Raw genomic sequence first — 22,752 nt, forward strand, 5'->3', positions numbered from 1 at the left:
ACGCCAAATCGCACGGCCATGCCGCAGATACCAACTGCTCACCACCCGGTAGACTGCAAGCCGACTTGTCGAGTTAAAAAAATGCCCCCGCTGGCAAAGAAGAGGGCATTCAAGATGATGTGATGGCGAATCAGGTACTCGATCACCACACATCCAGTTCGCCGAGCGTTCGCTGCCTAGGCTTCCTTGTGTCAATCGGCAATTCACTAACGTCTGTCAATCGCAATTACCCTGGTGTCCTACGACGCCCCCAGTCCTACGCGGAGATTTGGACCCTCAAACATCAATATTCCCCGCCCTCAACGCATTCGACTCGATGAAAGCCCGACGCGGCTCCACATCATCCCCCATGAGCGTAGTAAAAATGCCATCAGCCGCAATAGCATCCTCAATCTGCACCCTCAACAAACGACGCACCGCCGGATCCATCGTCGTCTCCCAAAGCTGCCCAGGATTCATCTCACCCAGGCCTTTGTATCGCTGCTTGGAAACATTCCGCTCAGCATCGGCAATCAACCACCGCATCGCGCTCTTGAAGTCGGTAACCGCCATACTCCGCTCGCCGCGTTTGATCATCGCACCCGCGCCGATCAACCCCTTAAACGTATCCGCCGTCGTCAAAAGCTGCTGATAATCCGCAGTCAGCTGAAACTCTTGATCCAGCACAGAAACCTTCTGATTACCATGATGCGTCCGCGAAACACGCAGTGACCGCAGCTCACGCACCGGGTCATACATCGTCGTCACCTTCACCTCAGGCTTCAACGGATCGTCCCGCAGCTTCGCCTCAAGCGTCTTCGCCGAGCTTTCAGCCGCTTGCTCAGAAGACAGATCGATCGCTACCCCATCCATCACCGCCTCAAGCGCGCCAGCGTCGTACAACCGGCTCAGCCGATCCACCACGCCTTGCGCCAGCAGATACGAACGCGCCAGCTCACCCAACGCATCGCCAGCGATCGGCGTCGCATTCTCAGAAGGCAGCAGCTCCGACCCATTCAGCGCCAGCTTGAGCATGTGCGCGTTCAGCTCGGTTGCATCCTTCAGATACCGCTCGTCCTTACCCGCCTTGATCTTGTACAGCGGCGGCTGGGCGATATAAATAAACCCGCGCTCGATCATGTCCGGCATCTGACGATAGAAGAACGTCAGCAGCAGCGTGCGGATGTGCGCGCCGTCCACGTCAGCATCGGTCATGATGATGATGCGGTGATAACGCAGCTTGTCGAGGTTGTAGTCGTCCTTGCCGATCCCGCAACCCAACGCCGTAATCAGCGTCACAAGCTGTTCCGAAGAAAGCAGCTTGTCATAGCGCGCCTTCTCCACATTCAGCACCTTGCCGCGCAGCGGCAAGATCGCCTGAAACTTCCGGTCGCGCCCCTGCTTCGCCGAGCCGCCTGCGGAGTCGCCCTCGACGATATAAATTTCGGACTTCGCCGGGTCTTTCTCCTGGCAGTCCGCCAGCTTCCCAGGCAAGCCAACGCCGTCGAGCAAGCCCTTGCGACGCGTCATTTCACGCGCCTTGCGAGCCGCATCCCGTGCCCGCGCCGCATCAACGATCTTGCCGCAAATAATCTTCGCGTCGTTCGGCGTTTCCTGCAGGAATTCTTCGAGCGCCTTCGCGACCACATCTTCCACCGGCGCGCGCACTTCCGACGACACCAGCTTGTCCTTGGTCTGCGCGCTGAACTTCGGCTCCGGCACCTTCACCGAGAGGACGCACGAGAGCCCTTCGCGCATGTCGTCGCCGGCCGTCTCGACCTTCGCTTTCTTCGCGACGTCGTGATCCACGATGTACTTGTTCAACACGCGCGTCATCGCCGCACGCAAACCGGTCAAGTGCGAGCCGCCGTCGCGCTGCGGAATGTTGTTCGTGAAGCACAGCACGTTTTCGTTGTAGCTGTCGTTCCACTGCATCGCGACTTCAACGCCAATGCCGTCTTTCTCGCCGCTGATGTGAAAAATGTTCGGGTGCAGGACGACCTTGTTCTTGTTGATGTACTCAACAAAACCCTTCACGCCGCCCACAAACGCGAAATCTTCTTCCTTGCCCGAGCGCAGATCGCTCAAGCGAATCCGCACGCCGTTATTCAGGAACGACAGTTCGCGAATCCGCTTGGCCAGAATGTCGTAGTGATATTCGACATTGCCGAAGATCGTCTCGTCGGCCATGAAGTGCACTTCGGTACCGCGGTTTTCGGTATCGCCGGTCACCTGAATCGGCGACACAGCCACGCCGTCGATCTCTTCGATGATGCGGTTCTGCGGCACGCCACGGTGGAACTCCATGAAGTGCTTCTTGCCGTCACGGCGCACCACCAGGCGCAGCCACGCCGACAGCGCGTTCACGCACGAGACGCCCACGCCGTGCAGGCCGCCGGACACCTTGTAGCTGTTCTGGTCGAACTTGCCGCCGGCGTGCAGCTCGGTCATCACGATTTCAGCGGCGCTACGCTTCGGATCGTGCTTGTCGTCCATCTTGAGACCGGTCGGCACACCGCGGCCGTTGTCGGTGATCGAAATCGAGTTGTCCGCGTGGATGGTGACCTGGATGTCGTTACAGTACCCGGCCAACGCTTCGTCGATCGAGTTGTCCAGCACTTCGAATACGAGGTGATGCAGGCCGGTGCCGTCCGATGTATCGCCGATATACATCCCGGGACGCTTGCGCACCGCCTCCAGACCTTCAAGGATCTGAATGGACGAGGCGCCGTAGCCGCTGTTATCGGGTTGCGAATTGTTCGTTTCAGTCATGGATTTTTTCCGGTTCTGCGTTGCTGCTGGGTTGCTGCTCGGGACTTTTCAAAACACCATAAAAACGCCAAAGGGGCACTGCGCCCCTTGGTGTGTTCCTGGTTTCTGGACGCGTTAGATGCGCATCGGCATCACGACGTATTTGAATTCGTCGTTCTCGGGAATCGTGATCAACGCGCTGGAGCTGGCGTCGCCAAGGCTCACTTGCAACATGTCGACCTTCAGGTTCGCGAGCACGTCGAGCAGATACGTGACATTGAACCCGATATCGACGCTGTCGCCGTCGTACGCGATTTCCAGTTCTTCCTGCGCCTCTTCCTGATCGGCGTTGGTCGACATGATCTTCAACTGGCCCGGCTCGATAATGCAGCGCACGCCCTTGAATTTGTCCGACGTCAGAATCGCGGCGCGTTGCAGCGAACGCTGCAGTTCTTCACGGCCGATCAAGAACTGATTCTTGTGCGACTTCGGAATCACGCGCTGGAAGTCGGGGAATTTGCCTTCCACCAGCTTCGACACCAGTTCGACCTGGCCGAACGTGAACTTCACCTGCGTTGCGGCGATGTCGATCTTCAGCGTGTCGTCAATGTCTTCCAGCAGACGCTGCAATTCGAGAATCGTCTTACGCGGAATGATGACTTCCTGGCGCGCGAACGAGCCTTCGATCTTCATCGACGAGAACGCGAGGCGGTGGCCGTCGGTTGCGACTGCCATCAGCTGGTCGCCGTCTACCACCAGCAGCATGCCGTTCAGGTAGTAGCGGATGTCCTGCTGGGCCATCGAAAAATGGACCATGCCGAGCAACTGGCGGAACGTTTTCTGGGGAACCACCAGGTTCGCGCCGTAGTCTTTAGCTTGAGCAACGGTCGGGAACTCGTCGGCCGCCAGCGTTTGCAGCGCAAAGCGGCTCTTGCCGGATTGCACGGTCAAACGCTTGTCGTTCAAGGTCAGCGTGACCTGCCCGTCGGGCATGGCGCGCAGAATGTCGAGGAGCTTTCTTGCTGCCACCGTAGTCGCAACCGAATCGCCGCCCACGCCAAAATCGGCGCGCGTGGTGATCTGCAACTCAAGGTCGGTCGACAGGAACGACACTTCTGGGCCGTTCTTGGTAATCAGCAAATTGGCGAGGATCGGCAACGTATGGCGGCGTTCGACGATGCCGCTCACAGTTTGCAGCGGCCTGAGGAGGTTATCGCGTTCGGTCTTGACCAGTTGCATAGAGTTCCTTCGTTGATATGACGGCCTGCGCGCCTGACTTGCCAGCCTTACAGCGCACAGCCGCGGCTCCCCGCCGGCGCCACGCAGCGCCTGTCACGGCGTGAATTCCGCCCGCAGCCGCCGGGCGGTTAAACCTGTATTGTGCCTGAAAACAGAACCGCTCCACTAAAATGGGGGCGAGTTCCGAAATAAACAGGTCGAAATTTCCGTCCGGCCTGCTTAACCTTTCAGCGTTTGCTCCAGCACGTGCAGTTCATGGTTCAGTTGCGCGTCCGTGCCGCGTTCGGCGGCAATCTTGCGCACCGCGTGCAGCACGGTGGTGTGATCGCGCCCCCCGAACAGCTCGCCGATTTCCGGCAAACTTTTCTGCGTCAGTTCCTTCGCCAGATACATCGCGATCTGCCGCGGCCGCGCAATATTCGCCGGACGCTTCTTCGAATACATGTCCGCGACCTTGATGCTGTAGAAGTCAGCCGTGGTCTTCTGGATGTTTTCCACCGAAATCTGCCGGTTCTGTACCGTCAGCAGGTCTTTCAGCGCTTCTTTTGTCACTTCAATCGTGATTTCACGGCCGTGGAACTTCGAATACGCGAGGATCTTGCGCAGCGCGCCTTCGAGTTCACGCACGTTCGAACGCAGGTGCTTGGCGACAAAGAACGCGACGTCTTCGCTCAGGCTCACAAACTCGGACTGCGCCTTGCGCATCAGAATCGCGACGCGCATTTCCAGCTCGGGCGGCTCGATCGCCACCGTCAGGCCAGAGTCGAAGCGCGAGATCAGGCGGTCGTCGATGCCCGAGATTTCCTTCGGATACGTGTCGCTGGTGATGATCACCTGCGCCTTGTTCGCGACCAGCGCCTCGAACGCGTAGAAGAATTCTTCCTGCGTGCGGGACTTGCCGGAGAAAAACTGAATATCGTCGATCAGCAGCAGGTCGAGCGAGTGGTAGTAACGCTTGAAGTCGTCGAACGCCTTGCGCTGGTAGGCCTTCACCACGTCGGACACGTACTGTTCCGCGTGGATGTAGCGAATCCGCGCGCCGGCCTTGTCCATCAGAAGCTGGTTGCCGATCGCGTGAATCAGGTGGGTCTTGCCCAGGCCCACGCCACCATATAGGAACAGCGGGTTGTACGAGATGCCGGGGTTGTCCGCGACCTGAATCGCCGCGGCGCGTGCCAACTGGTTGGCTTTACCGGTCACGAAGTTGTCGAAGGTGAGCACGGGATTGAGCTTCGAACGCTCGTACATCGAGTCGTTCTCGCCGTTGCCGTTCGAGTTGGCGCTTTGGCCCGGACGCCACGTGCGGCGTGCGGCTGCGGCTTCATTCGCGTCGAGACTGGGAAGGTCGAGGTCGGCGGCATCTTCGGCCGCGGCGCGTGCTGCGTTCGCGTTGAGGTTTGCCATCGCGTTGTTCGCGCTGTTCGTGCCATTGGCGCGCGCGGCATGGGCCGATTGCACGGCGCCAACGGCCGCGTCCACTGCGGCACCTGCGCCGTTTGAACCAGAAGAAGAATGGCCTGCGCCCGTCGAACCCGCCGCGGAAGACGGACGCGACGGAGCCGACGTCGCTGCCGCAGGCGCGCGCATACCGGCTTTCGGGTCCAGCACAAATTGCACGTCGACCGGCGTCTGCCAGAAATCGCGTGCCATATCGGAAATACGGCCGGAGAACTGGCTCTTGACCCAGTCGAGCTTGAAGCGGTTCGGCGCAGCGATGCTAAGCGTGTTCGCAGCGGCGTCGAAGGCGACCGGGGCCAACGGTTTGATCCACGTCACGTACTGCTGGGGCGTAAGCTCGCGCTCCAGCAATGCGGAACAGTGTTGCCAGAAATCGTTCATCGAGTTGCTGTCGTTATGGTATGCACGGCGGTTCGCCGCTGCCCCTGTCGCGTGCGCGCAACAAGGCCCTGAGCAGCCAGGCGTAACGGCTCCAGGCGCTTGTGCCACAAGGGTTTGCGGAGCAAGCGAGCCAGAGCGGCGTGCAGGATTTTTGGGAAGTAAGGCGAGATTCTAACGCCAAAACGCCCGCGAAAGGGAGTTATCCACAGGGACCGATCATCCGGCGAAGCTTCTCCAGCCTGGCGCCGAACCAGGCTAAACTATTGACGGCCAAAAGAAAACCGGTTTAAATAGCGGGTTCCGCGAAAACCAATTCTGCACAACCTCCGGCCATTGCGCTTTCAGCGATGATCGCGCGGTTATTTTTCGATCAAGTGAGAGCAACATGAAACGTACTTACCAACCTTCCGTTACCCGCCGCAAGCGCACCCACGGCTTTCGCGTTCGCATGAAGACCGCAGGTGGCCGTAAGGTCATCAACGCACGTCGCGCGAAGGGCCGCAAGCGCCTCGCCATCTAAGGCAGGCGAGCGGATTGCGCGCTCCGTCTGTGGCTAGCGAGGCCCGCGGTGAAGCGGGAGCGGCAGGGGCGCCGCAACTGGGCTCGGTTCCGTTGCGAGCGCAAGCCGCCTTCCCCAAAGCCGCAAGGCTACTGAAAACGGATGAATTTTCATCCGTTTTTCGTTTGCGCCCGTGGCGCCGCACCGCGCACTTTGTGGTGTACGGCCGGCCCACCGGCAACGACGCTCGCCTAGGTCTCGTGATCGGCAAGAAATATGCGCCGCGCGCGGCCACGCGTAATCTGGTACGTCGAATCGCGCGTGAAGCCTTCCGGCTGCGTCGCGCGGAATTCGGCGGTTGGGATGTGCTGCTGCGTTTGCACACGCGCTTCGACAAGAAAGCTTTGCCGAGCGCTTCGTCGCCCCCGTTGAGGGCGCTGTGCCGCAGCGAGATAGAGGCGCTGCTCGACAAGGCAGCGCGCGAAATTGTCCGTCGCGAGGCGCCGCCCGCGGAAGCGCCCAAGACGGAATGACGCTCAAGTGACCGCCCAGTGCGCAGCTATAGCAGCCATGCTGCGCGGGCGTCGCCCGGTACTCCACGTTGCGCGGCGCCGTCCGGCCGCACCAGCCATGCAAACGGTACTCATCGCTTTACTGCGTTTCTACAAGCTTGCTGTGAGCCCCATGCTCGGCAACCGGTGCCGTTTTTACCCTTCCTGCTCTGATTACGCGCGCGAAGCAATCCAGTATCATGGCGCCGCGCGCGGGACTTATCTCGCCGCCAGGCGTATTTGCCGCTGCCACCCGTTTTCCGCGGGCGGCATCGATCTCGTCCCGCCTCCCACTTCTGAAAAGCGCTGACGCGCCGTTCCATCGACACTGAGACAACGCATGGATATCAAACGCACCGTCCTATGGGTCATCTTTTTCATGTCAGCGGTCATGCTGTTCGACAACTGGCAACGCGACCACGGACGCCCGTCGATGTTCTTCCCGAGCGCCAACCCGACCAAGACCGTCGGTAACGCCGCTCCGGGAACCACGACGCCGGGAACCCAGCCCGCCGATTTGCCGGCCACCAACGCAGCAGCGCCGGGCAACGCGCCGGCTGCAACGCAGTCGCAACTGGTCAAGTTCAGCACCGACGTCTACAACGGTGAGATCGACACTCGCGGCGGCACGCTGTCGAAGCTGTCGCTCGTCAAGCAAGGCGACGGCAAGCAGCCGGATCTGGTCATCACGCTGTTCGACCGCACCGCGAACCACACGTACGTGGCGCGCACGGGTCTGCTCGGCGGCGATTTCCCGAACCATAACGACATCTACACGCCGGCGCCGAACCAGCCGACCGATCTGACGGGCGACGAAAAATCGTTCAAGCTCAGCTTCGAATCGCCGGTCAAGGGTGGCGTGAAGGTCATCAAGACCTACACGTTCACGCGCGGCAGCTACGTGATTGGTGTCGACACGAAGATTGAAAACGTCGGTACCGCGCCGGTCACGCCGTCGGTCTATATGGAACTGGTACGCGACGACACGCCGGTGGAAACGCCGCGCTTCTCGCACACGTTCATCGGACCGGCTGTCTACACCGACCAGCACCACTTCCAGAAGATGACGTTCAGCGACATCGACAAGAACAAGGAGGACTTCGTCAATTCGGCCGACAACGGCTGGATCGCGATGGTGCAGCATTACTTCGCGTCGGCATGGATTCCGCAGCAGGGTGTGAAGCGCGATATCTATGTCGAGAAGATCGATCCGGCGCTGTATCGCGTCGGCGTGAAAGAGCCGGTGCCGACCATCGCCCCGGGGCAATCGGCTGACGTCTCGGCACGCCTGTTCGCCGGTCCGGAAGAAGAGCGCATGCTCGAAGGCATCGCGCCGGGTCTGGAACTGGTGAAGGACTATGGCTGGGTCACGATCATCGCGAAGCCGCTGTTCTGGCTGCTCGAAAAGATCCACAGCTATGTCGGCAACTGGGGCTGGTCGATCGTGCTGCTCACGCTGCTGATCAAGGCCGTGTTCTTCCCGCTGTCGGCGGCAAGCTACAAGTCGATGGCGCGCATGAAGGCGATCACGCCGCGTATGCAAGCCCTGCGCGAACGCTTCAAGGGCGATCCGCAGAAGATGAATTCGGCGCTGATGGAGCTGTACAAGACCGAGAAGGTCAATCCGTTCGGCGGCTGTCTGCCGGTCGTGATTCAGATTCCGGTGTTCATCTCGCTGTACTGGGTGCTGCTGTCGTCGGTTGAAATGCGCGGCGCACCGTGGATTCTCTGGATTCACGATCTGTCGCAACAGGATCCGTTCTTCATCCTGCCGGTGCTGATGGCCGTCTCGATGTTCCTGCAGACCAAGCTAAACCCGACGCCGCCGGACCCGGTTCAAGCCAAGATGATGATGTTCATGCCGATCGCGTTCTCGGTCATGTTCTTCTTCTTCCCGGCCGGTCTGGTGCTGTACTACGTCGTGAATAACGTGCTGTCGATCGCCCAGCAGTACTACATCACGCGGATGATGGGTAAGTCGAAGGTGAAAGCGGCCTGATCGATGTCTTGCCTGCAGCGGGCAGTGGTAACGCCCGTTGACCGACAGGCAAAAGCAGAAGCTGGCCGTAAAAAAGCCGCCCGGTTTACACCGGGCGGCTTTTTTTATGACTCGGCCTTATGACTCGGCCGACGAACTCTTAGGTTTCAATGTGTCTTCGGGCGCGGCGTCGGTCTCCGGTTGCGTGCCGCCGTCAAATTCAGTGATCAGTTCTTCCACCAGATTGCGCTGACGCGGCGATAAACCCGCGAACCGGTTAGCCATCTGCGTAACCAGCTCGACCGTTTCCGGCGTCAGCGGATATTTCTCGCCACGGGCGAGCGGCTTGGTCTTGCCCGAAGGCCCCGGCCCATATTGCAGCCAGTGAAGATCGACTTGCAGCCACTCGGCCAAAACCCGCAACTTATCGGGCTTCGGAATCGTCGTACCTGAAAGCCACTTATGCGCCGTTTGCGGTGAAACGGCGGGACCACTGGCATAGAGGAAGTTGAATTTCTTGGATAAAGCTGTTCCACCCCTCAAATCTTTCGGGAGTGAGTCTTCCAGCCGTTTGGCGAAAGCGTGTTTTTCTTTGGAGGTCGGCATGGGCCCGATTGTGCAATCCGGCGCATAATCAGTGGACAACCAGTTAGGTGATTTTATAGCTCAAATAAGCTATTTTTAGCCTGAAATGGCCACCAAATAACGCGCTTCGCGATTTTGTCGAATCCCGTCTTTTCCTTGTGTGACATACATTTCAGACATGCGGAACGTGTCGATCGGCCGCAAATAGGTTGCAAGCTATCTTAGCTTATTCAAGATAAATCCTAATTTGTCTGACAAAGCCCGCCTACACCCGAGAATCCAGTCGTGAGACGAGGGACTGCAAAGGCCCGCGTTACAATGCGCGGCGCCCACTCATGCGCATTCAATCCCTTCTGATAGCCTCGTCCCCATGCTTACCACCGATTCCGATCCGATCGTCGCCATTGCCACCGCTCCCGGCCGAGGCGGAATCGGGGTCGTGCGGATTTCGTGCGGCCGTGCCGGGGAAGCCGCCGCGCAGCCGCTGATGCAAGCGCTCACCGGCCAGGCACTCGCGCCGCGTCATGCCAGTTACGTGCCCTTCCTCGACGACAGCGGCAATGCGCTCGACCGCGGCATCGCGCTGTATTTTCCCGCGCCGCACTCCTACACCGGCGAGCACGTGCTCGAGCTGCAAGGCCACGGCGGTCCGGTCGTGCTGCAACTGGTGCTGCAGCGTTGCATCGACGCCGGCCGTGCGTTTGGTCTACGTCTGGCCGAGCCAGGCGAATTCACGCGGCGCGCGTTTCTCAACGACAAGCTGGATCTGGCGCAAGCGGAAGCCGTTGCCGATCTGATCGAGGCCAGCACCGAAGCCGCCGCACGCTCAGCGGGACGCTCGCTCGACGGCGCGTTTTCGCGCGACATCCACGCGCTGGTCGAAGAGGTCATCACCCTGCGGATGCTGGTCGAAGCGACGCTCGATTTCCCGGAAGAAGAAATCGACTTTCTCGAAGCCGCCGACGCCCGCGGCAAGCTCGCGCGAATCCGAGAGCGCCTCGCGCATGTGCTGAGCGAAGCGCGCCAGGGGGCGTTGCTGCGCGAGGGCTTGTCGGTGGTGCTGGCAGGACAGCCGAACGTCGGCAAATCGTCGCTGCTGAACGCGCTGGCCGGCGCGGAGTTGGCCATCGTCACGCCGATCGCCGGCACGACGCGCGATAAGGTCGCGCAGACCATCCAGATCGAAGGCATTCCGCTGCATGTGATCGACACGGCCGGCCTGCGCGATACCGAAGACGAGGTGGAAAAGATCGGCATTGCGCGCACGTGGAGCGAGATCGAACGCGCAGACGTCGTGCTGCATCTTCTCGATGCGCGAACCGGCATGAACGCCGAAGACGAAACGATCGCTGGCCGCTTCCCGAGCGGCGTGCCGGTGGTGCGCGTGCTGAACAAGACCGATCTGACCGGGCTCGCGCCGACCGTGACGCCGCTGGACGCGGATCTCGATCTCAGCGAAGTGCGGCTGTCGGCGAAACAGGGCGATGGCGTCGCGCTGCTGCGAGAAGAATTGCTGCGAATCGCCGGCTGGCAGGCGGGCGCGGAGAGCGTGTACCTCGCGCGCGAGCGGCATCTGATTGCGCTGCGTGCGGCCCAGGAGCATCTGGCGACGGCTGCGGCGCACGCCGATCAGAATTCCCAGGCACTCGATCTGTTCGCTGAGGAACTGCGGCTCGCGCAGGACCAGTTGAACTCGATTACCGGTGAATTTAGTTCGGACGATCTGCTCGGAGTGATTTTCAGCCGGTTTTGTATCGGCAAGTAAACCGAGTTGAAAATTTTCGCGCCAATGTCTTATCTGACATGCCTGCACTGGCGATTCGAGACAACCTCTCCGACACGCGCCGAATACCATTTGTTGACCTAAATCTGCCTATTTCTTTGGTACACAGAGTACAGCTGGTTTAAAATCACCGCTGTCCGTGTATCAAAGACCCGCCATGCCAAAACTAGCCGCTCCCCTCACCGAAGCGCAGATCCGTGCGCTGGAACCCCGCGCCACCCGGTATCGTGTCGCAGACGGTAACGGCCTCGTCATCGAAATCATGACGACGGGCACCAAGGTCTGGCGCTTCCGCTATTCGCTTAACGGCAAGCGCCAACCGCTCGCCACAATCGGCGACTACCGGATGATTTCACTGCGGGTCGCGCGCGCCAAAGCGCAGAAGTACGCGGAGATGGTCGCGAGCGGCGTCTCGCCAGTGGCGACGGCGAGACGCGACCGCGGTGCAGAGAGCAAAGCCGAGGTGCTGCGTGAGGGCGCGGAACTCTATCTCGCGACGGAGATGGCCGGCAAGTCGGCGGAGTATCAGCGCACCACGCGGCGCGCGCTCGAAAAAGATGTGCTCCCCGCCATCGGCGCCAAACCGATCAAAGCCGTGACGGACGACGACATTCGCGCGATATGCGACCAGATCAAAAGCCGTGGCTCGCCAAAGATGGCGCTGCACACGCGCAACGCGGTCAAGCGGCTCTACGAGTACCTGATCGCCCGGCAACTCGCTACGACCAACCCGGCAGCGCTTATTCCGGCCCGCTTCATCGCGACGCCGGACAGCCGCACCCGCGTGCTCACTCCAGACGAAATGGGGGCCATGCTCCGGGCGATCTACGCATCGAACATTCGACGTCCGCTGAAATTGGCTTTGCACCTGCTCGTGCTGACGATGGTGCGGAAATCGGACATCGTCGAGGCGGCCTGGTCCGAATTTAACCTCACTGCAGCCCGCTGGACGATCCCCGCTGCGCGGATGAACAAGGGCCGCGAGCATGTGGTGTATCTCCCGGATCAGGCGGTCGCCCTGCTTCGCGAGCTTCAGGACACGAAGACCAGCCGGAATTTCGTCTTCCCGAGTGTCAGGGGCGACGATCGTCCGATCGCAAAGAGCACGCTCAATCAGGCCGTCAAATCGCTCGGACTCGACGTGGAGCATTTCGTCTTGCATGATTTTCGACGCACCGCCGCCACTCACTTGCGTGAGATGGGCCAGCCTTCGGAGGCGATTGAAAATGCGTTGGCGCATGCCGTCAAAGACACGCCGGGCGGAGACAACCACGCCGAGCATGTCGCACAACGGCGTCGCAGCTTGCAACTGTGGGCGGATTTTGTCGACGCCCAGATCGAGAGCGGCCGACAAGGTGTGATCGGCTAATTAAGGCAAATGCGACAAGTGCGACGTTGGTTGTCAGGGGCCGGTAAACCCACAGGCCAGCGGTGCGCTTGATGGTACACAACAAAATAAACATAAGCCGCAAACATCAGTCTTCAAAAAGGAATGCAATCTCTTCACAAGGTTCTTAATCCCACTGCGATCGGGCCCCGCCAGCCAATTCACGTCAATCCCGCCGCGCTGCCAGCCAACCCATCACAGCGCCCTTTCTTCTCGCCATTCATCGCCTAAACTAAAACATGGTTGCAAGCCGAGGCGGAGGCTCCGATGTCTGAATCGTTAATGGCTTATTTGTTGGGACCTTTGGTGATGCTGCTGGTCGGCGCGGTGATCTGGGCTGCGTCCCACCCTCGTCATAAGACAGGGCCTGAGCGCCTCGAGCGCTGGCTCGACACGCACTATGCGGAGTGGCTACATCACAAGCACTGAGGCACCAAGCTGAGTCACCCAACAAAAAAAGGCCGTCGCATCAATGCGACGGCCTTTTTCTCTGGTGCGCGCGAGCCTCAAAGCGGCGCGCGCCAGCGCATTCCGTTTACCAGCCCTGTTGCGGCTGCTGCGGATACCCATACTGTGCGGGCGGCGGTGCGCCGCACGCGACATACGCCCGCTGGTACTGGTCATAGCAGTATCCCGGCGGCGGTCCCGCATACACCGGCGCCTGCTGATAGACCGGCTGCGCATACACCGGCTGCTGGTAAGCGACCATAGGCGGAGGATTCAATGCGGACGTGACCACCGCGCCCAGCAAGGCACCCCCGATCAGCGCACCGACCACATCGCCGCCATTGCCGTGAGCTGACGCTTGACCCGCCGCACTCAGGCTCCCGACCATCAACAACGCCATCGCAATTTTTTTCATGTTTGACTCCCGCCGTTCAGGCATGGAACAGATTGTGTGGGTTGCGTGCAGAAATAGATGCTGCAGTTGGTAACCGGGCATTACGGGTGTAACGTCGCGCGAACGGTCCTGTAAAATCCGCCGCGTGACCCGTCGGACAAATCCGACGACCCGCAAAAGCTTTCCTATCCTTCGACCCGAGACCCACAAGTCGACATCGGGCGTCAGGACCAAGCCAAAAAGTTAAGGGGCGTGCGCGTGAAACAATGGACCATCCGGCAACGGATTCTGTGCAGCTTCGGGATCGTGCTGATCGTGATGCTGGCAATGGCAATCGTCACTTTCGAGCAACTCGGCGGCATCGACCACGACGCAAAGAGCCAGCAGCAGGACTCGATGCCCGGCCTCTACTACGCCACCGCAATGCGTGCGGCCTGGTTCGAGAACTACACCGTCACGCAGCGCCTCATCTATGTCGACGCGGACCCGGATTCCGTGAAGCGCGACTCCTCCCGCTTGCAAGAGACTCAGCAGACGCTCGAGAAGCTCCTTAACGACTACGGCGCGACCATCTTCCGTCAGGAAGACCGTGAACTCTTCAACAGTTTCCGGCAGCAACACACGCAATACCTGCCTATCCAGGCGTCGCTGCTGACCGCCCTGGCGAGCTCGAAAGAGAACGCCGCGCAGATCTTCAACACGCAGCTCACACCGGTCTGGGAAACCGGCCGGCTGTCCGTGCGCAAGCTGGTGGACGACAACAAGACCTACGCCGACCAGTCCGCCGAAAGCATCCGCAGCTCGGTCGAGACGACCCGTATCGTGCTGCTCGTGATGCTGTTGATCGCCGCCGTCGCCGCCGTTCTGGCTGGTTACTGGCTGCTGCGCGCGGTCACCACGCCGATGGCGAAGGTGTTACAAGTCGTCGACGTCATGCGCACGGGCGACCTCACGCAGCGTCTGCAACTGAACCGCGCGGATGAAATCGGCGCCCTCGAAGCCGGCTTTAACCGCATGACCGACGAGCTCACCGCGCTGGTCGGCCAGGCGCAGAAGTCGGCGGTCCAGGTCACCACGTCGGTGACGGAAATCGCCGCGACCTCGCGTGAACAGCAAGCCACCGCGAACGAAACCGCGGCGACTACCACCGAGATCGGCGCCACGTCGCGCGAAATCTTCGCAACCTCGCGCGATCTGCTGCGCACGATGAACGAAGTCTCCGAAGTAGCCGGCCAGTCTGCGGCGCTCGCGGGCACCGGCCACGCCGGTCTCGCGCGCATGGAAGACACCATGCGCCTCGTGATGGAGGCGGCCGGCTCGGTCAACGCGAAGCTGGCGATCCTCAACGAGAAGGCCAGCAACATCAACCAGGTCGTCGCCACCATTACCAAGGTCGCGGATCAGACCAACCTGCTCTCGCTGAACGCGGCGATCGAAGCAGAAAAGGCCGGCGAATACGGCCGCGGCTTTGCTGTCGTGGCGACCGAGATTCGCCGCCTCGCGGATCAAACTGCCGTGGCGACCTACGACATCGAACAAATGGTCAAGGAGATCCAGTCGGCGGTGGCAGCGGGCGTGATGGGCATGGACAAGTTCTCCGAAGAAGTCCGGCGCGGCATGCTCGACGTGCAGAACGTGGGCGGCCATCTCACGCAGATCATCCAGCAGGTGCAGGCGCTCGCGCCGCGCTTCTCGATGGTTAACGAAGGCATGCAGACACAGGCCACCGGCGCGGAGCAGATTACCCAGGCACTGACGCAGCTCTCGGAGGCCGCGCAGCAGACGGCGGAATCGCTGCGTCAGTCGACCCAGGCTATCGACGATCTGACGCACGTCGCCAATAGTCTGCGTACCGGCGTATCGCGCTTCAAGGTGGTGGCCTGACGCGCCGCGGCGGGCTCATTCAGGCACACACCTCGACGCAAACAACGTACGTCACTCCACTCCAGCCCACGCCGATGCTCTTCATCCTCTTCACGCTCGATAGCGAACGCTACGTGATCGACGCGACGCAGGTGGAGCGTCTGATGCCGCTCACACCGCAGTCGCCGCCGAAAACGATTCCCGGCGCGCCGTCGTGGGTCGCGGGCGTACTCGATCACGAAGGCGTGCCGCTGCCGGTCATCGATCTGCCGGCGCTCGCGCTCGGCCGCCCTGCCGCACAGTTGATGTCGACGCGTGTCGTGCTGGTGCGCTATCCGCATGCGGGCACGGTGCGCCTGCTCGCGCTCCTGCTCGAAGGCGCAACGCGCACCATTCGCCTGCAAGCCGATGCGTTTCAGGATGCCGGCATCGACATCCCACACGCACGCTATCTAGGCCCGGTCGCGAGCGAGGCAGGCGGTCTGGTGCAATGGATTCGCGTCGAACATCTGCTGCCCGACAACGTCAAAGCCCTGCTGTTCCCCGAGGCGCACGCATGAACGCGCATCACGACAACGCCCCGCTTTATCGACGCTTCGTCGATCTGCTGCATCGAACCATCGGGCTCGATGCGGCGTCGCTCGGTCATGGCGCGATCGAGCGCGCGGTTGATCAGCGCGCCACCGCCTGGTGCGCGGAGGGTCACGCCGACGCCACGCTCGCCGACTACTGGGATGCCGCGCAGGCGTCGCCTTCGATCGTGCAGGCGCTGGTCGAAACGGTGGTGGTGCCGGAGACCTGGTTCTACCGCGATGCCGACGCGTTCCGTGCGCTCGCGCGTCTCGCGCACGAACGCCTTGACGAGCGCGGCACTGCGCTGCCGCTGCGGATTCTGAGCCTGCCCTGCTCGACCGGCGAAGAGCCCTACACGATCGCGATGACGCTGCTTGATGCCGGCATCGACGCCGCGCACATGCGCATCGACGCAATGGATATCAGCGAACGCTCGCTGGCCGTCGCACAGCGCGCCGTGTACAGCCGCAACTCGTTTCGCGGCAACGCGTTCCCGTTTCGCGACGCGCACTTCACGCGCACCGAAGACGGCTGGCGTCTCGCGCCACGCATCGCCGACGCGGTCCGTTTCTCGCGCGCCAACCTGATGCAACTCGATGCCACGACGCTCGGCGTCTACGACTTCGTGTTCTGCCGCAACGTGCTGATTTACTTCGACCGCGAAACACAGGAAACGGCCTTGCGTACGCTCAACAGCCTGCTGGCCGAAAACGGCACGCTGTTCGTGGGTCCTGCGGAAACCGGGCTGTTGATGCGTCATGGCATGCAGTCGGCGAAGATTCCTTTGGCGTTCGCGTTTCGCCGCGCCACGCCCGGTGAGGCGCAGTTCAATGGCTGGCATACCGCGCCGCTCGCCACCGCTGCGGCACTCGCGATGACGCATTCGCCCGTGCCCGCTCTTGCGCCGTTGCAGGTGTTCTCGGCCGAGCCTTTCGCGTGGCCCGATCCAGTTGCGCGTAGCTCATTGAGCGATATTTCAGCGCTGACGCCTTTGAGCGGTGTTTCGCAGCCCACATCATTGAACGGTATTCAGCAACCCACACCGCCGAATGACATTTCACCGCGCACGCCGTTGAACGGTATTTCGCAGCACACGCCGACGCCGTTCAAAGCCGCCGCGCAGTCGCACGAGTTCATGTCACCGCAGATCATCGCGCCGACCAACGCCGCACGCGACACGCTTCAAGCCGCGCACGCGTTGGCCGACGCAGGCCGTTTGACGGAAGCGGCAAACGCGATCAACGCTTATCTGGAACAGCACGCACCGCACGCCGACGCGTTCTATCTGCTCGGTGTGCTGGCCGACGCCAGCGGCGATACGAACCTCGCACGCGGCCAGTATCGCAAGGCGCTCTACCTCGACCCGCAACACGTCGAAGCGCTCGCGCATCTGGCGACGCTGCTCGAACTCGAAGGCGACCGCAACGGCGCGCGTCTGTTAATGGAACGCGCGTCGCGCGCACAGGGAGTGCAACGTGGTTGAGGATCGCACGGTGAGCTTCGACGATTGCTGGAACCGCATCGGCGTGCGCGGCGATTCGTCGTGCGAGCGGCTGGTCGAATACGTGCGCTGCCTGAATTGCCCCGTGTTCGAAGCGGCAGCGGCCAAATTGCTGGAGCGTCCGATTCCGCTGGTGGATCTCTCGCAGCATGAGACCCGCATGCCGGCGCAACAGCAGCGACGCGATCCGCAAGGTGCGAGTGAGTCGTTCCTTATCTTCCGTATCGGCGGCGAATGGCTCGCGTTGCCCACGCCGATCTTCAAGCGCATCGTGCAGACGCGGCCAATTCATACGTTGCCGCACCGGCAACATCGCGCGGTGCTGGGTGTGGTGAATGTGCAGGGCGACTTGCTGGTGTGTCTGTCGCTCGCGCATCTGCTGGGTTTCGAGGCCGACACCACTGCGGCCGACGACAAAGCGCGTCACGATCTGCCGCGTTTGCTGGTGGTTTCGCGCGCGGAAGAGCACGCGGTGTTGCCCGTCGATCAGGTCGACGGCGTGCATCGGATCGCAGTCTCCACTTTTTGCCCGCCGCCCGCGACACTGTCGCACGCGGCCGCCGCGCACACGCGCGCCGTGGCCCCATGGCGCGGCATGACGGTCGGCCTGCTCGACGCCGAGGCATTGTTCGATACCTTGAACCGGAGTCTCGGATGACGGACGACCCGCGCCGCCCGTCGCTGATCGATCTCTTCCGCGAAGAAGCGCGGACCCAGGCACGCGTGCTCAATGACGGCCTGCTCGCCCTCGACCGCGCACCGCGCGATGCCGCCGCGCTCGAGGCCTGCATGCGTGCGGCTCATTCGCTGAAGGGCGCGGCGCGTATCGTCGGCGTGCAGGTCGGTGTCGAACTCGCGCACGCGATGGAAGATTGCTTCGTCGCGGCGCAGGAAGGGCGCGCGTTGCTCGACGCTGCCTGGATCGATGAATTGCTGCGCGGTGTCGATATCGTTGCGCGCATCGGCAATGATGAAGACGAGTCCGCTCGTGACGCCGTCAGCGCGTGCGTGGCATCGTTGCAAGCGCGTATGGCGGGTGTCGTGCCGCATGGGGCGGCAATGCGGAGAGATGCTGTGCCGCCGGCTGCGTCTATTCCTGCTCACGTCGGCGTCTCTGCATCTGCACCCGGCGTAGCCACCGAACCGCAAACCGCATCGGCCGGCGCTGATCATGAGGCAGAAGCCGCATTCAATCTGCTAGCCAGCGCCTTGCGCGCCGAAGCGATGCCTGCCCCAGCCGCACCGGCCGGCACGACGGAAATCGGGTCCGCGTCAGCCTCTGCAATCCTGTCCGCTCCTGCAGGCGTCTCAGCGTCTGCCACCGCCGCAACCGCGCCCGCCTCGAACGAGGCAAGCGTCCCCTCAACAGACCCCGGCCGCATGCTGCGCGTGCGCGCCGACAACCTCGACCGGCTACTCTCCTTATCCGGCGAATCGCTGGTCGAATCGCGCTGGCTCAAACCCTTCGCGCAATCGATGCTGCGCGTCAAACGCGTCCAACGCGACGGCTCGCGCGCGCTGGATCAGTTGCACGAAACGCTCGCCGACCTGAAGCTCGACCCACGTGCGCACGCCGCGCTCGAAGAATTGCGGCGTCTCACAGCGGAATCGCAGCATCTGCTCGCCGAGCGTCTGGCTGATCTGGAAAGCTTCGACCGCCGCTCGACGCATCTGTCGCAGCAACTTTACGACGCCGCGCTGCAATGCCGGATGCGCCCCTTCGGCGACGGCACCAGTGGTCTCGCTCGCATGGTGCGTGACGTCGCGCGTTCGCTCGGCAAGAAGGTCCGCTGGCAACTGGTCGGCGAATCGACTCAGGTCGACCGCGACATTCTCGATCTGCTCGAAGCGCCGCTCGGCCACATGCTGCGCAACGCGATCGACCACGGCATCGAAGCGCCCGCGGTCCGTCTCGCGCACGGTAAGTCGGAAGAAGGCACGCTCACGCTCGACGCGCGCCACACTGCCGGCGCGCTGCTCATCACCGTTACCGACGACGGCGCGGGCATCGACCTCGACGCATTGCGTACCTCGATCGCCCGCAAAAAACTGGCGAGCGCCGAAACGGCTGCGCGCCTGTCCGAGACCGAGTTGCTCGAATTCCTCTTCCTGCCCGGCTTCTCGCTGCGCGATCAGGTCACCGATGTCTCGGGCCGCGGCGTCGGACTCGACGCAGTGCACGACGTCGTCAAGCGCGTACGTGGCACGGTGCGCATCACGCACGAACCCGGCCTCGGCACGCGTGTGCAATTGCAGTTGCCGCTCACGCTCTCGGTGATTCGCAGCCTGCTCGTCGAAGTCGCGGGCGAGCCGTATGCCGTGCCGCTCGCGCATGTGAACCGCACGCTGCACGTCCGCCGCGCGGATATCGAATTGCTCGAAGGCCATCAGCACATTGCCTTCGACGGCCGCCGCATCGGCGTCGTCACCGCGCATCAGATTCTCGACACCGCGCCACCTGCCAACGAAGCCGATACCGTCAGCATGATCGTGATCGGCGACGGCGAAGAAACCTATGGCGTGGTGGTCGATCGCTTTCTCGGCGAGCGGATGCTGGTCGTGCAGCCGCTGGATCCGCGCCTCGGCAAAATCAGGAACATCACCGCCGGCGCGTTGATGGAAAACGGCGACCCGGTGCTGATCGCGGATGTCGACGACTGGCTGCGCTCGGTCGAACGGCTCGTGGCGGGCGGCGATCTGCAACACACGCAGCACAGCGCTGCCCTCGCCGCCCGGCGCGTCACGCGGCGCGTGCTGGTGGTCGACGACTCGCTCACCGTGCGTGAACTCGAACGCAAGCTGCTGGCTACGCGCGGCTACGACGTGACCATTGCCGTCGACGGCATGGACGGCTGGAATGCGGTGCGCGGCGAGCGCTTCGACCTCGTGATTACCGACATCGATATGCCGCGCATGGACGGCATCGAACTCGTCACGCTCATCAAGCGCGATCCACAACTGCAGGCGCTGCCGGTAATGATCGTCTCGTACAAGGATCGCGAAGAGGACCGCCGCGCCGGCCTGAATGCGGGTGCGGATTACTATCTGGCAAAAGGCAGTTTCCATGACGAAGCATTGCTCGATGCAGTGCGTGATCTGATCGGCGAAGCTTACGGTTAAACCCACGGGTAAAACGGATGAAAATCGGAATCGTCAATGACCTGCCCCTCGCCGTCGAGGCGCTGCGCCGCGCGCTTGCGGCGCGCCACGACTACGAGCTGCTGTGGGTCGCGCAGGACGGCCAGCAGGCGGTCGATTTCTGCACCGCGCAGCGGCCTGACATCGTGCTGATGGACCTTGTCATGCCGAATGTCGACGGCATCGAAGCCACGCGTCGCATCATGGCAAAGGCGCCGTGCGCGATCCTGATCGTGACAGTCGACGTGGGCGCGAACGCGTGGCGCGTCTACGAGGCGATGGGCGCAGGCGCGCTCGATGCGGTGGATACGCCCTCGCTGAGCGGCCCGGACGCGCACAAGAGCATCGCCACCCTGCTCGCGAAGATCGACCGCATCGCCGCACTCGTCACGGAACGCAATGCACCTGGCGCGGCGGCTGCGGCAGCGCCCATCAGCGCGACCAATCGCGACACGCCGCTGATTGCGATCGGCGCCTCGGCGGGCGGCCCGGCGGCACTCGCCACCCTGCTCGCCGGTTTGCCGAAGGATTTCCCTGCGGCAATTGTCATCGTCCAGCACGTGGATGCGGCATTCGCCGCCGGCATGGCCGACTGGCTGAACCAGCAATCGGCGCTGCCGGTGCGGATCGCCCGCGAAGGCGACCGGCCGCAAGCGGGCGTCGCACTGCTCGCCGCTACCGACGACCATCTGCATCTGAAGCTGCCTAACGTGCTCGGTTACACAAAAGTGCCGGAAGAAACGCCCTATCGGCCTTCCGTCGACGTGTTTTTTTACAGTGTCGTGGCACGCTGGCCGGCGCGGGCAATCGGCGTGCTGCTGACCGGCATGGGCCGCGATGGCGCAATCGGACTCAAGGCGATGCACACCAAGGGCTATCACACGATCGCGCAGGACGAGGCGACCAGCGCCGTCTACGGCATGCCGAAAGCGGCCGCCGCGCTCGACGCCGCCGCCGCGATCCTGCCGCTGCCCCGGATTGCCACTGCGCTCGCCGCCGCCGTTTGCGCGAGGTAGGCGCACACTAGCCGCACATTAGCCCGCTACGACTCATTGACATTCATTCTGGCTGACCAACATGGACACTTCCAAACCGCATCAGAACGCCACTGCGCCGAACCTTGCAGAACACGACGCGAACGCGCAGACGTACGCGGAGGACGCGCCCAACAGCGCTATCGACGACGCATTGGCGCGCATCCTCAGCAGTCCGCCCGCGGCCGAGTGCCCAATCATGGTGTTGCTGGTCGACGATCAGGCGATCATCGCCGAGGCGGTCCGCCAGGCGCTGGCCGATGAAGCGAGCGTCGACTTTCACTACTGTGCGTCGCCCGAAGAGGCGGTGCGCTGCGCCGACGAAACCCGCGCAACGGTGATCCTGCAAGACCTCGTGATGCCCGGCACCGACGGCCTGACCCTCGTGCGGCAATACCGGCAGAATCCGTCGACGCGCGATATTCCGATCATCGTGCTGTCGACCAAGGAAGAGCCGTTAGTGAAGAGCGCGGCCTTCGCTGCGGGCGCTAACGACTACCTGGTGAAGCTGCCGGACCGCATCGAGTTGATCGCGCGGATTCGCTATCACTCGCGCTCGTACCTGAACCTGTTGCAGCGCGACGAGGCCTACCAGGCGTTGCGTCAATCGCAGCAGCAGTTGCTCGCGACCAATCTGGAATTGCAGCGGCTCACGCATTCGGATGGGTTGACGGGTTTGTCGAATCGCCGTTACCTCGATCAGTACCTGGCCGCTGAATGGCGTCGCGGCACGCGCGACAAAACCGGCCTCGGTTTTCTGATGATCGATGTGGATAACTTCAAGGCCTACAACGACACGTATGGACACGTTGCCGGCGACGAAGTGCTTAAACGCGTCGCCCACACCATCGAGTCGTGCCTCGGACGCTCACCCGATCTCGCGGCACGATTTGGCGGTGAGGAATTTGCGGTGGTGTTGCCGGGGGCGTCTTCGGGTGGATTGCGCTTGCTCGCGGAAAAGATCCGCATTGCAATCGAAGGGCTCGGCATTCCACACGCAGGTTCGGCAAGCGGCGTCGTGACGATCAGCATCGGCGCAGCGATGATCGTGCCGTCAGCAACCGAACCGGTGACGACGTTGATCGAAGCCGCCGATGTCGGACTGTATCGGGCGAAGCGGGATGGGAAAAATCAGGTGGCGGTGAGCGGCTGATCCGCATTGCTGGAACGCCACACACCCGGCCACGCCCATACGCGCTTCGCCACAATTT

Annotated in this window: 19 protein-coding genes; 14 read left to right on the forward strand and 5 right to left on the reverse strand. The window is 62.1% G+C overall.

What is annotated here, in order from left to right; all coding sequences use genetic code 11:
• Positions 1-276: 276 nt before the first annotated feature.
• From gyrB to dnaA, 3 genes are all read right to left on the reverse strand, one after another.
• Positions 277-2,751, reverse strand: a complete 2,475-nt coding sequence (gene gyrB, locus ACUN0E_RS41430; protein WP_408239385.1) for a DNA topoisomerase (ATP-hydrolyzing) subunit B — start codon at positions 2,749-2,751, stop codon at positions 277-279.
• A 114-nt stretch (positions 2,752-2,865) separates the two neighbouring features.
• On the reverse strand, positions 2,866-3,969 hold the full coding sequence (gene dnaN / locus ACUN0E_RS41435) for a DNA polymerase III subunit beta (protein ID WP_201085769.1): 1,104 nt from the start codon (positions 3,967-3,969) through the stop codon (positions 2,866-2,868).
• Between the two features lie 219 nt (positions 3,970-4,188).
• Complete coding sequence (gene dnaA / locus ACUN0E_RS41440; RefSeq protein WP_445570194.1) at positions 4,189-5,808, reverse strand: chromosomal replication initiator protein DnaA; 1,620 nt, start codon at positions 5,806-5,808, stop codon at positions 4,189-4,191.
• A 385-nt stretch (positions 5,809-6,193) separates the two neighbouring features.
• Between dnaA and rpmH the strand changes: the two genes are divergently transcribed.
• From rpmH to yidC, 4 genes are all read left to right on the forward strand, one after another.
• Positions 6,194-6,328, forward strand: coding sequence for a 50S ribosomal protein L34 (gene rpmH, locus ACUN0E_RS41445; RefSeq protein ID WP_004198824.1), 135 nt, complete (start codon positions 6,194-6,196; stop codon positions 6,326-6,328).
• 14 nt (positions 6,329-6,342) lie between these two features.
• Positions 6,343-6,840 carry a ribonuclease P protein component gene (locus ACUN0E_RS41450; protein ID WP_408239391.1) on the forward strand — a complete coding sequence of 166 codons (498 nt, stop codon included), beginning with the start codon at positions 6,343-6,345 and terminating at the stop codon, positions 6,838-6,840.
• A 97-nt stretch (positions 6,841-6,937) separates the two neighbouring features.
• Positions 6,938-7,168, forward strand: a complete 231-nt coding sequence (gene yidD, locus ACUN0E_RS41455; protein ID WP_006050604.1) for a membrane protein insertion efficiency factor YidD — start codon at positions 6,938-6,940, stop codon at positions 7,166-7,168.
• 30 nt (positions 7,169-7,198) lie between these two features.
• Positions 7,199-8,857, forward strand: coding sequence for a membrane protein insertase YidC (gene yidC, locus ACUN0E_RS41460; RefSeq protein ID WP_445570195.1), 1,659 nt, complete (start codon positions 7,199-7,201; stop codon positions 8,855-8,857).
• A gap of 117 nt (positions 8,858-8,974) precedes the next feature.
• Here the strand turns inward: yidC and ACUN0E_RS41465 are convergent, their stop codons facing one another.
• On the reverse strand, positions 8,975-9,442 hold the full coding sequence (locus ACUN0E_RS41465) for a helix-turn-helix domain-containing protein (RefSeq protein ID WP_408239397.1): 468 nt from the start codon (positions 9,440-9,442) through the stop codon (positions 8,975-8,977).
• 349 nt (positions 9,443-9,791) lie between these two features.
• Here ACUN0E_RS41465 and mnmE point away from each other — a divergent pair, with 349 nt between their 5' ends.
• From mnmE to ACUN0E_RS41480, 3 genes are all read left to right on the forward strand, one after another.
• Positions 9,792-11,186 (forward strand): tRNA uridine-5-carboxymethylaminomethyl(34) synthesis GTPase MnmE, encoded by a 1,395-nt coding sequence (gene mnmE, locus ACUN0E_RS41470; protein ID WP_408337257.1) that lies wholly within the window; start codon positions 9,792-9,794, stop codon positions 11,184-11,186.
• A gap of 175 nt (positions 11,187-11,361) precedes the next feature.
• On the forward strand, positions 11,362-12,573 hold the full coding sequence (locus ACUN0E_RS41475) for a tyrosine-type recombinase/integrase (RefSeq protein WP_445570196.1): 1,212 nt from the start codon (positions 11,362-11,364) through the stop codon (positions 12,571-12,573).
• A 285-nt stretch (positions 12,574-12,858) separates the two neighbouring features.
• Positions 12,859-13,020, forward strand: coding sequence for a hypothetical protein (locus ACUN0E_RS41480; RefSeq protein ID WP_325045301.1), 162 nt, complete (start codon positions 12,859-12,861; stop codon positions 13,018-13,020).
• Positions 13,021-13,126: 106 nt separating this feature from the next.
• On the opposite strand, the gene ACUN0E_RS41485 is transcribed toward ACUN0E_RS41480, so the two are convergent.
• Entirely contained in the window at positions 13,127-13,453 is a 327-nt protein-coding gene (locus ACUN0E_RS41485) for an ecotin precursor (protein WP_408239406.1), read from the reverse strand.
• Positions 13,454-13,690: 237 nt separating this feature from the next.
• On the opposite strand from ACUN0E_RS41485, the gene ACUN0E_RS41490 reads away from it, so the two are divergent.
• The 7 genes from ACUN0E_RS41490 (at position 13,691) to ACUN0E_RS41520 (ending at position 22,694) form a co-directional block, all read left to right on the forward strand.
• The gene (locus ACUN0E_RS41490) at positions 13,691-15,316 is read left to right on the forward strand and encodes a methyl-accepting chemotaxis protein (RefSeq protein ID WP_445570197.1); all 1,626 of its coding nucleotides are present in this window, start codon (positions 13,691-13,693) and stop codon (positions 15,314-15,316) included.
• Between the two features lie 74 nt (positions 15,317-15,390).
• Positions 15,391-15,855, forward strand: a complete 465-nt coding sequence (locus ACUN0E_RS41495; protein WP_445570198.1) for a chemotaxis protein CheW — start codon at positions 15,391-15,393, stop codon at positions 15,853-15,855.
• Positions 15,852-17,351, forward strand: a complete 1,500-nt coding sequence (locus tag ACUN0E_RS41500) for a CheR family methyltransferase (RefSeq protein WP_445570199.1) — start codon at positions 15,852-15,854, stop codon at positions 17,349-17,351. The genes ACUN0E_RS41495 and ACUN0E_RS41500 overlap by 4 nt, the downstream gene beginning before the upstream one ends.
• Positions 17,344-18,027, forward strand: coding sequence for a chemotaxis protein CheW (locus ACUN0E_RS41505; RefSeq protein ID WP_445570200.1), 684 nt, complete (start codon positions 17,344-17,346; stop codon positions 18,025-18,027). The genes ACUN0E_RS41500 and ACUN0E_RS41505 overlap by 8 nt, the downstream gene beginning before the upstream one ends.
• Positions 18,024-20,489, forward strand: a complete 2,466-nt coding sequence (locus ACUN0E_RS41510) for a hybrid sensor histidine kinase/response regulator (protein WP_445570201.1) — start codon at positions 18,024-18,026, stop codon at positions 20,487-20,489. Before ACUN0E_RS41505 ends, ACUN0E_RS41510 begins: the two co-directional genes overlap by 4 nt.
• 17 nt (positions 20,490-20,506) lie before the next feature.
• Positions 20,507-21,523, forward strand: coding sequence for a chemotaxis response regulator protein-glutamate methylesterase (locus ACUN0E_RS41515; RefSeq protein WP_445570202.1), 1,017 nt, complete (start codon positions 20,507-20,509; stop codon positions 21,521-21,523).
• Between the two features lie 61 nt (positions 21,524-21,584).
• A complete protein-coding gene (locus ACUN0E_RS41520) occupies positions 21,585-22,694 on the forward strand; it encodes a diguanylate cyclase (RefSeq protein ID WP_408337247.1) in 1,110 nt (369 codons plus the stop codon).
• Positions 22,695-22,752 lie beyond the last annotated feature (58 nt).

This window comes from Paraburkholderia sp. D1E (assembly GCF_052682275.1).

Coding starts and splice junctions, on each gene's coding strand:
- gyrB (WP_408239385.1), bottom strand. CDS start 2,751: ATGACTGAAACGAACAATTCGCAACCCGATAACAGCGGCTACGGCGCC.
- dnaN (WP_201085769.1), bottom strand. CDS start 3,969: ATGCAACTGGTCAAGACCGAACGCGATAACCTCCTCAGGCCGCTGCAA.
- dnaA (WP_445570194.1), bottom strand. CDS start 5,808: ATGAACGATTTCTGGCAACACTGTTCCGCATTGCTGGAGCGCGAGCTT.
- rpmH (WP_004198824.1), top strand. CDS start 6,194: ATGAAACGTACTTACCAACCTTCCGTTACCCGCCGCAAGCGCACCCAC.
- yidD (WP_006050604.1), top strand. CDS start 6,938: ATGCAAACGGTACTCATCGCTTTACTGCGTTTCTACAAGCTTGCTGTG.
- yidC (WP_445570195.1), top strand. CDS start 7,199: ATGGATATCAAACGCACCGTCCTATGGGTCATCTTTTTCATGTCAGCG.
- ACUN0E_RS41465 (WP_408239397.1), bottom strand. CDS start 9,442: ATGCCGACCTCCAAAGAAAAACACGCTTTCGCCAAACGGCTGGAAGAC.
- mnmE (WP_408337257.1), top strand. CDS start 9,792: ATGCTTACCACCGATTCCGATCCGATCGTCGCCATTGCCACCGCTCCC.
- ACUN0E_RS41475 (WP_445570196.1), top strand. CDS start 11,362: ATGCCAAAACTAGCCGCTCCCCTCACCGAAGCGCAGATCCGTGCGCTG.
- ACUN0E_RS41480 (WP_325045301.1), top strand. CDS start 12,859: ATGTCTGAATCGTTAATGGCTTATTTGTTGGGACCTTTGGTGATGCTG.
- ACUN0E_RS41485 (WP_408239406.1), bottom strand. CDS start 13,453: ATGAAAAAAATTGCGATGGCGTTGTTGATGGTCGGGAGCCTGAGTGCG.
- ACUN0E_RS41495 (WP_445570198.1), top strand. CDS start 15,391: ATGCTCTTCATCCTCTTCACGCTCGATAGCGAACGCTACGTGATCGAC.
- ACUN0E_RS41500 (WP_445570199.1), top strand. CDS start 15,852: ATGAACGCGCATCACGACAACGCCCCGCTTTATCGACGCTTCGTCGAT.
- ACUN0E_RS41510 (WP_445570201.1), top strand. CDS start 18,024: ATGACGGACGACCCGCGCCGCCCGTCGCTGATCGATCTCTTCCGCGAA.
- ACUN0E_RS41515 (WP_445570202.1), top strand. CDS start 20,507: ATGAAAATCGGAATCGTCAATGACCTGCCCCTCGCCGTCGAGGCGCTG.
- ACUN0E_RS41520 (WP_408337247.1), top strand. CDS start 21,585: ATGGACACTTCCAAACCGCATCAGAACGCCACTGCGCCGAACCTTGCA.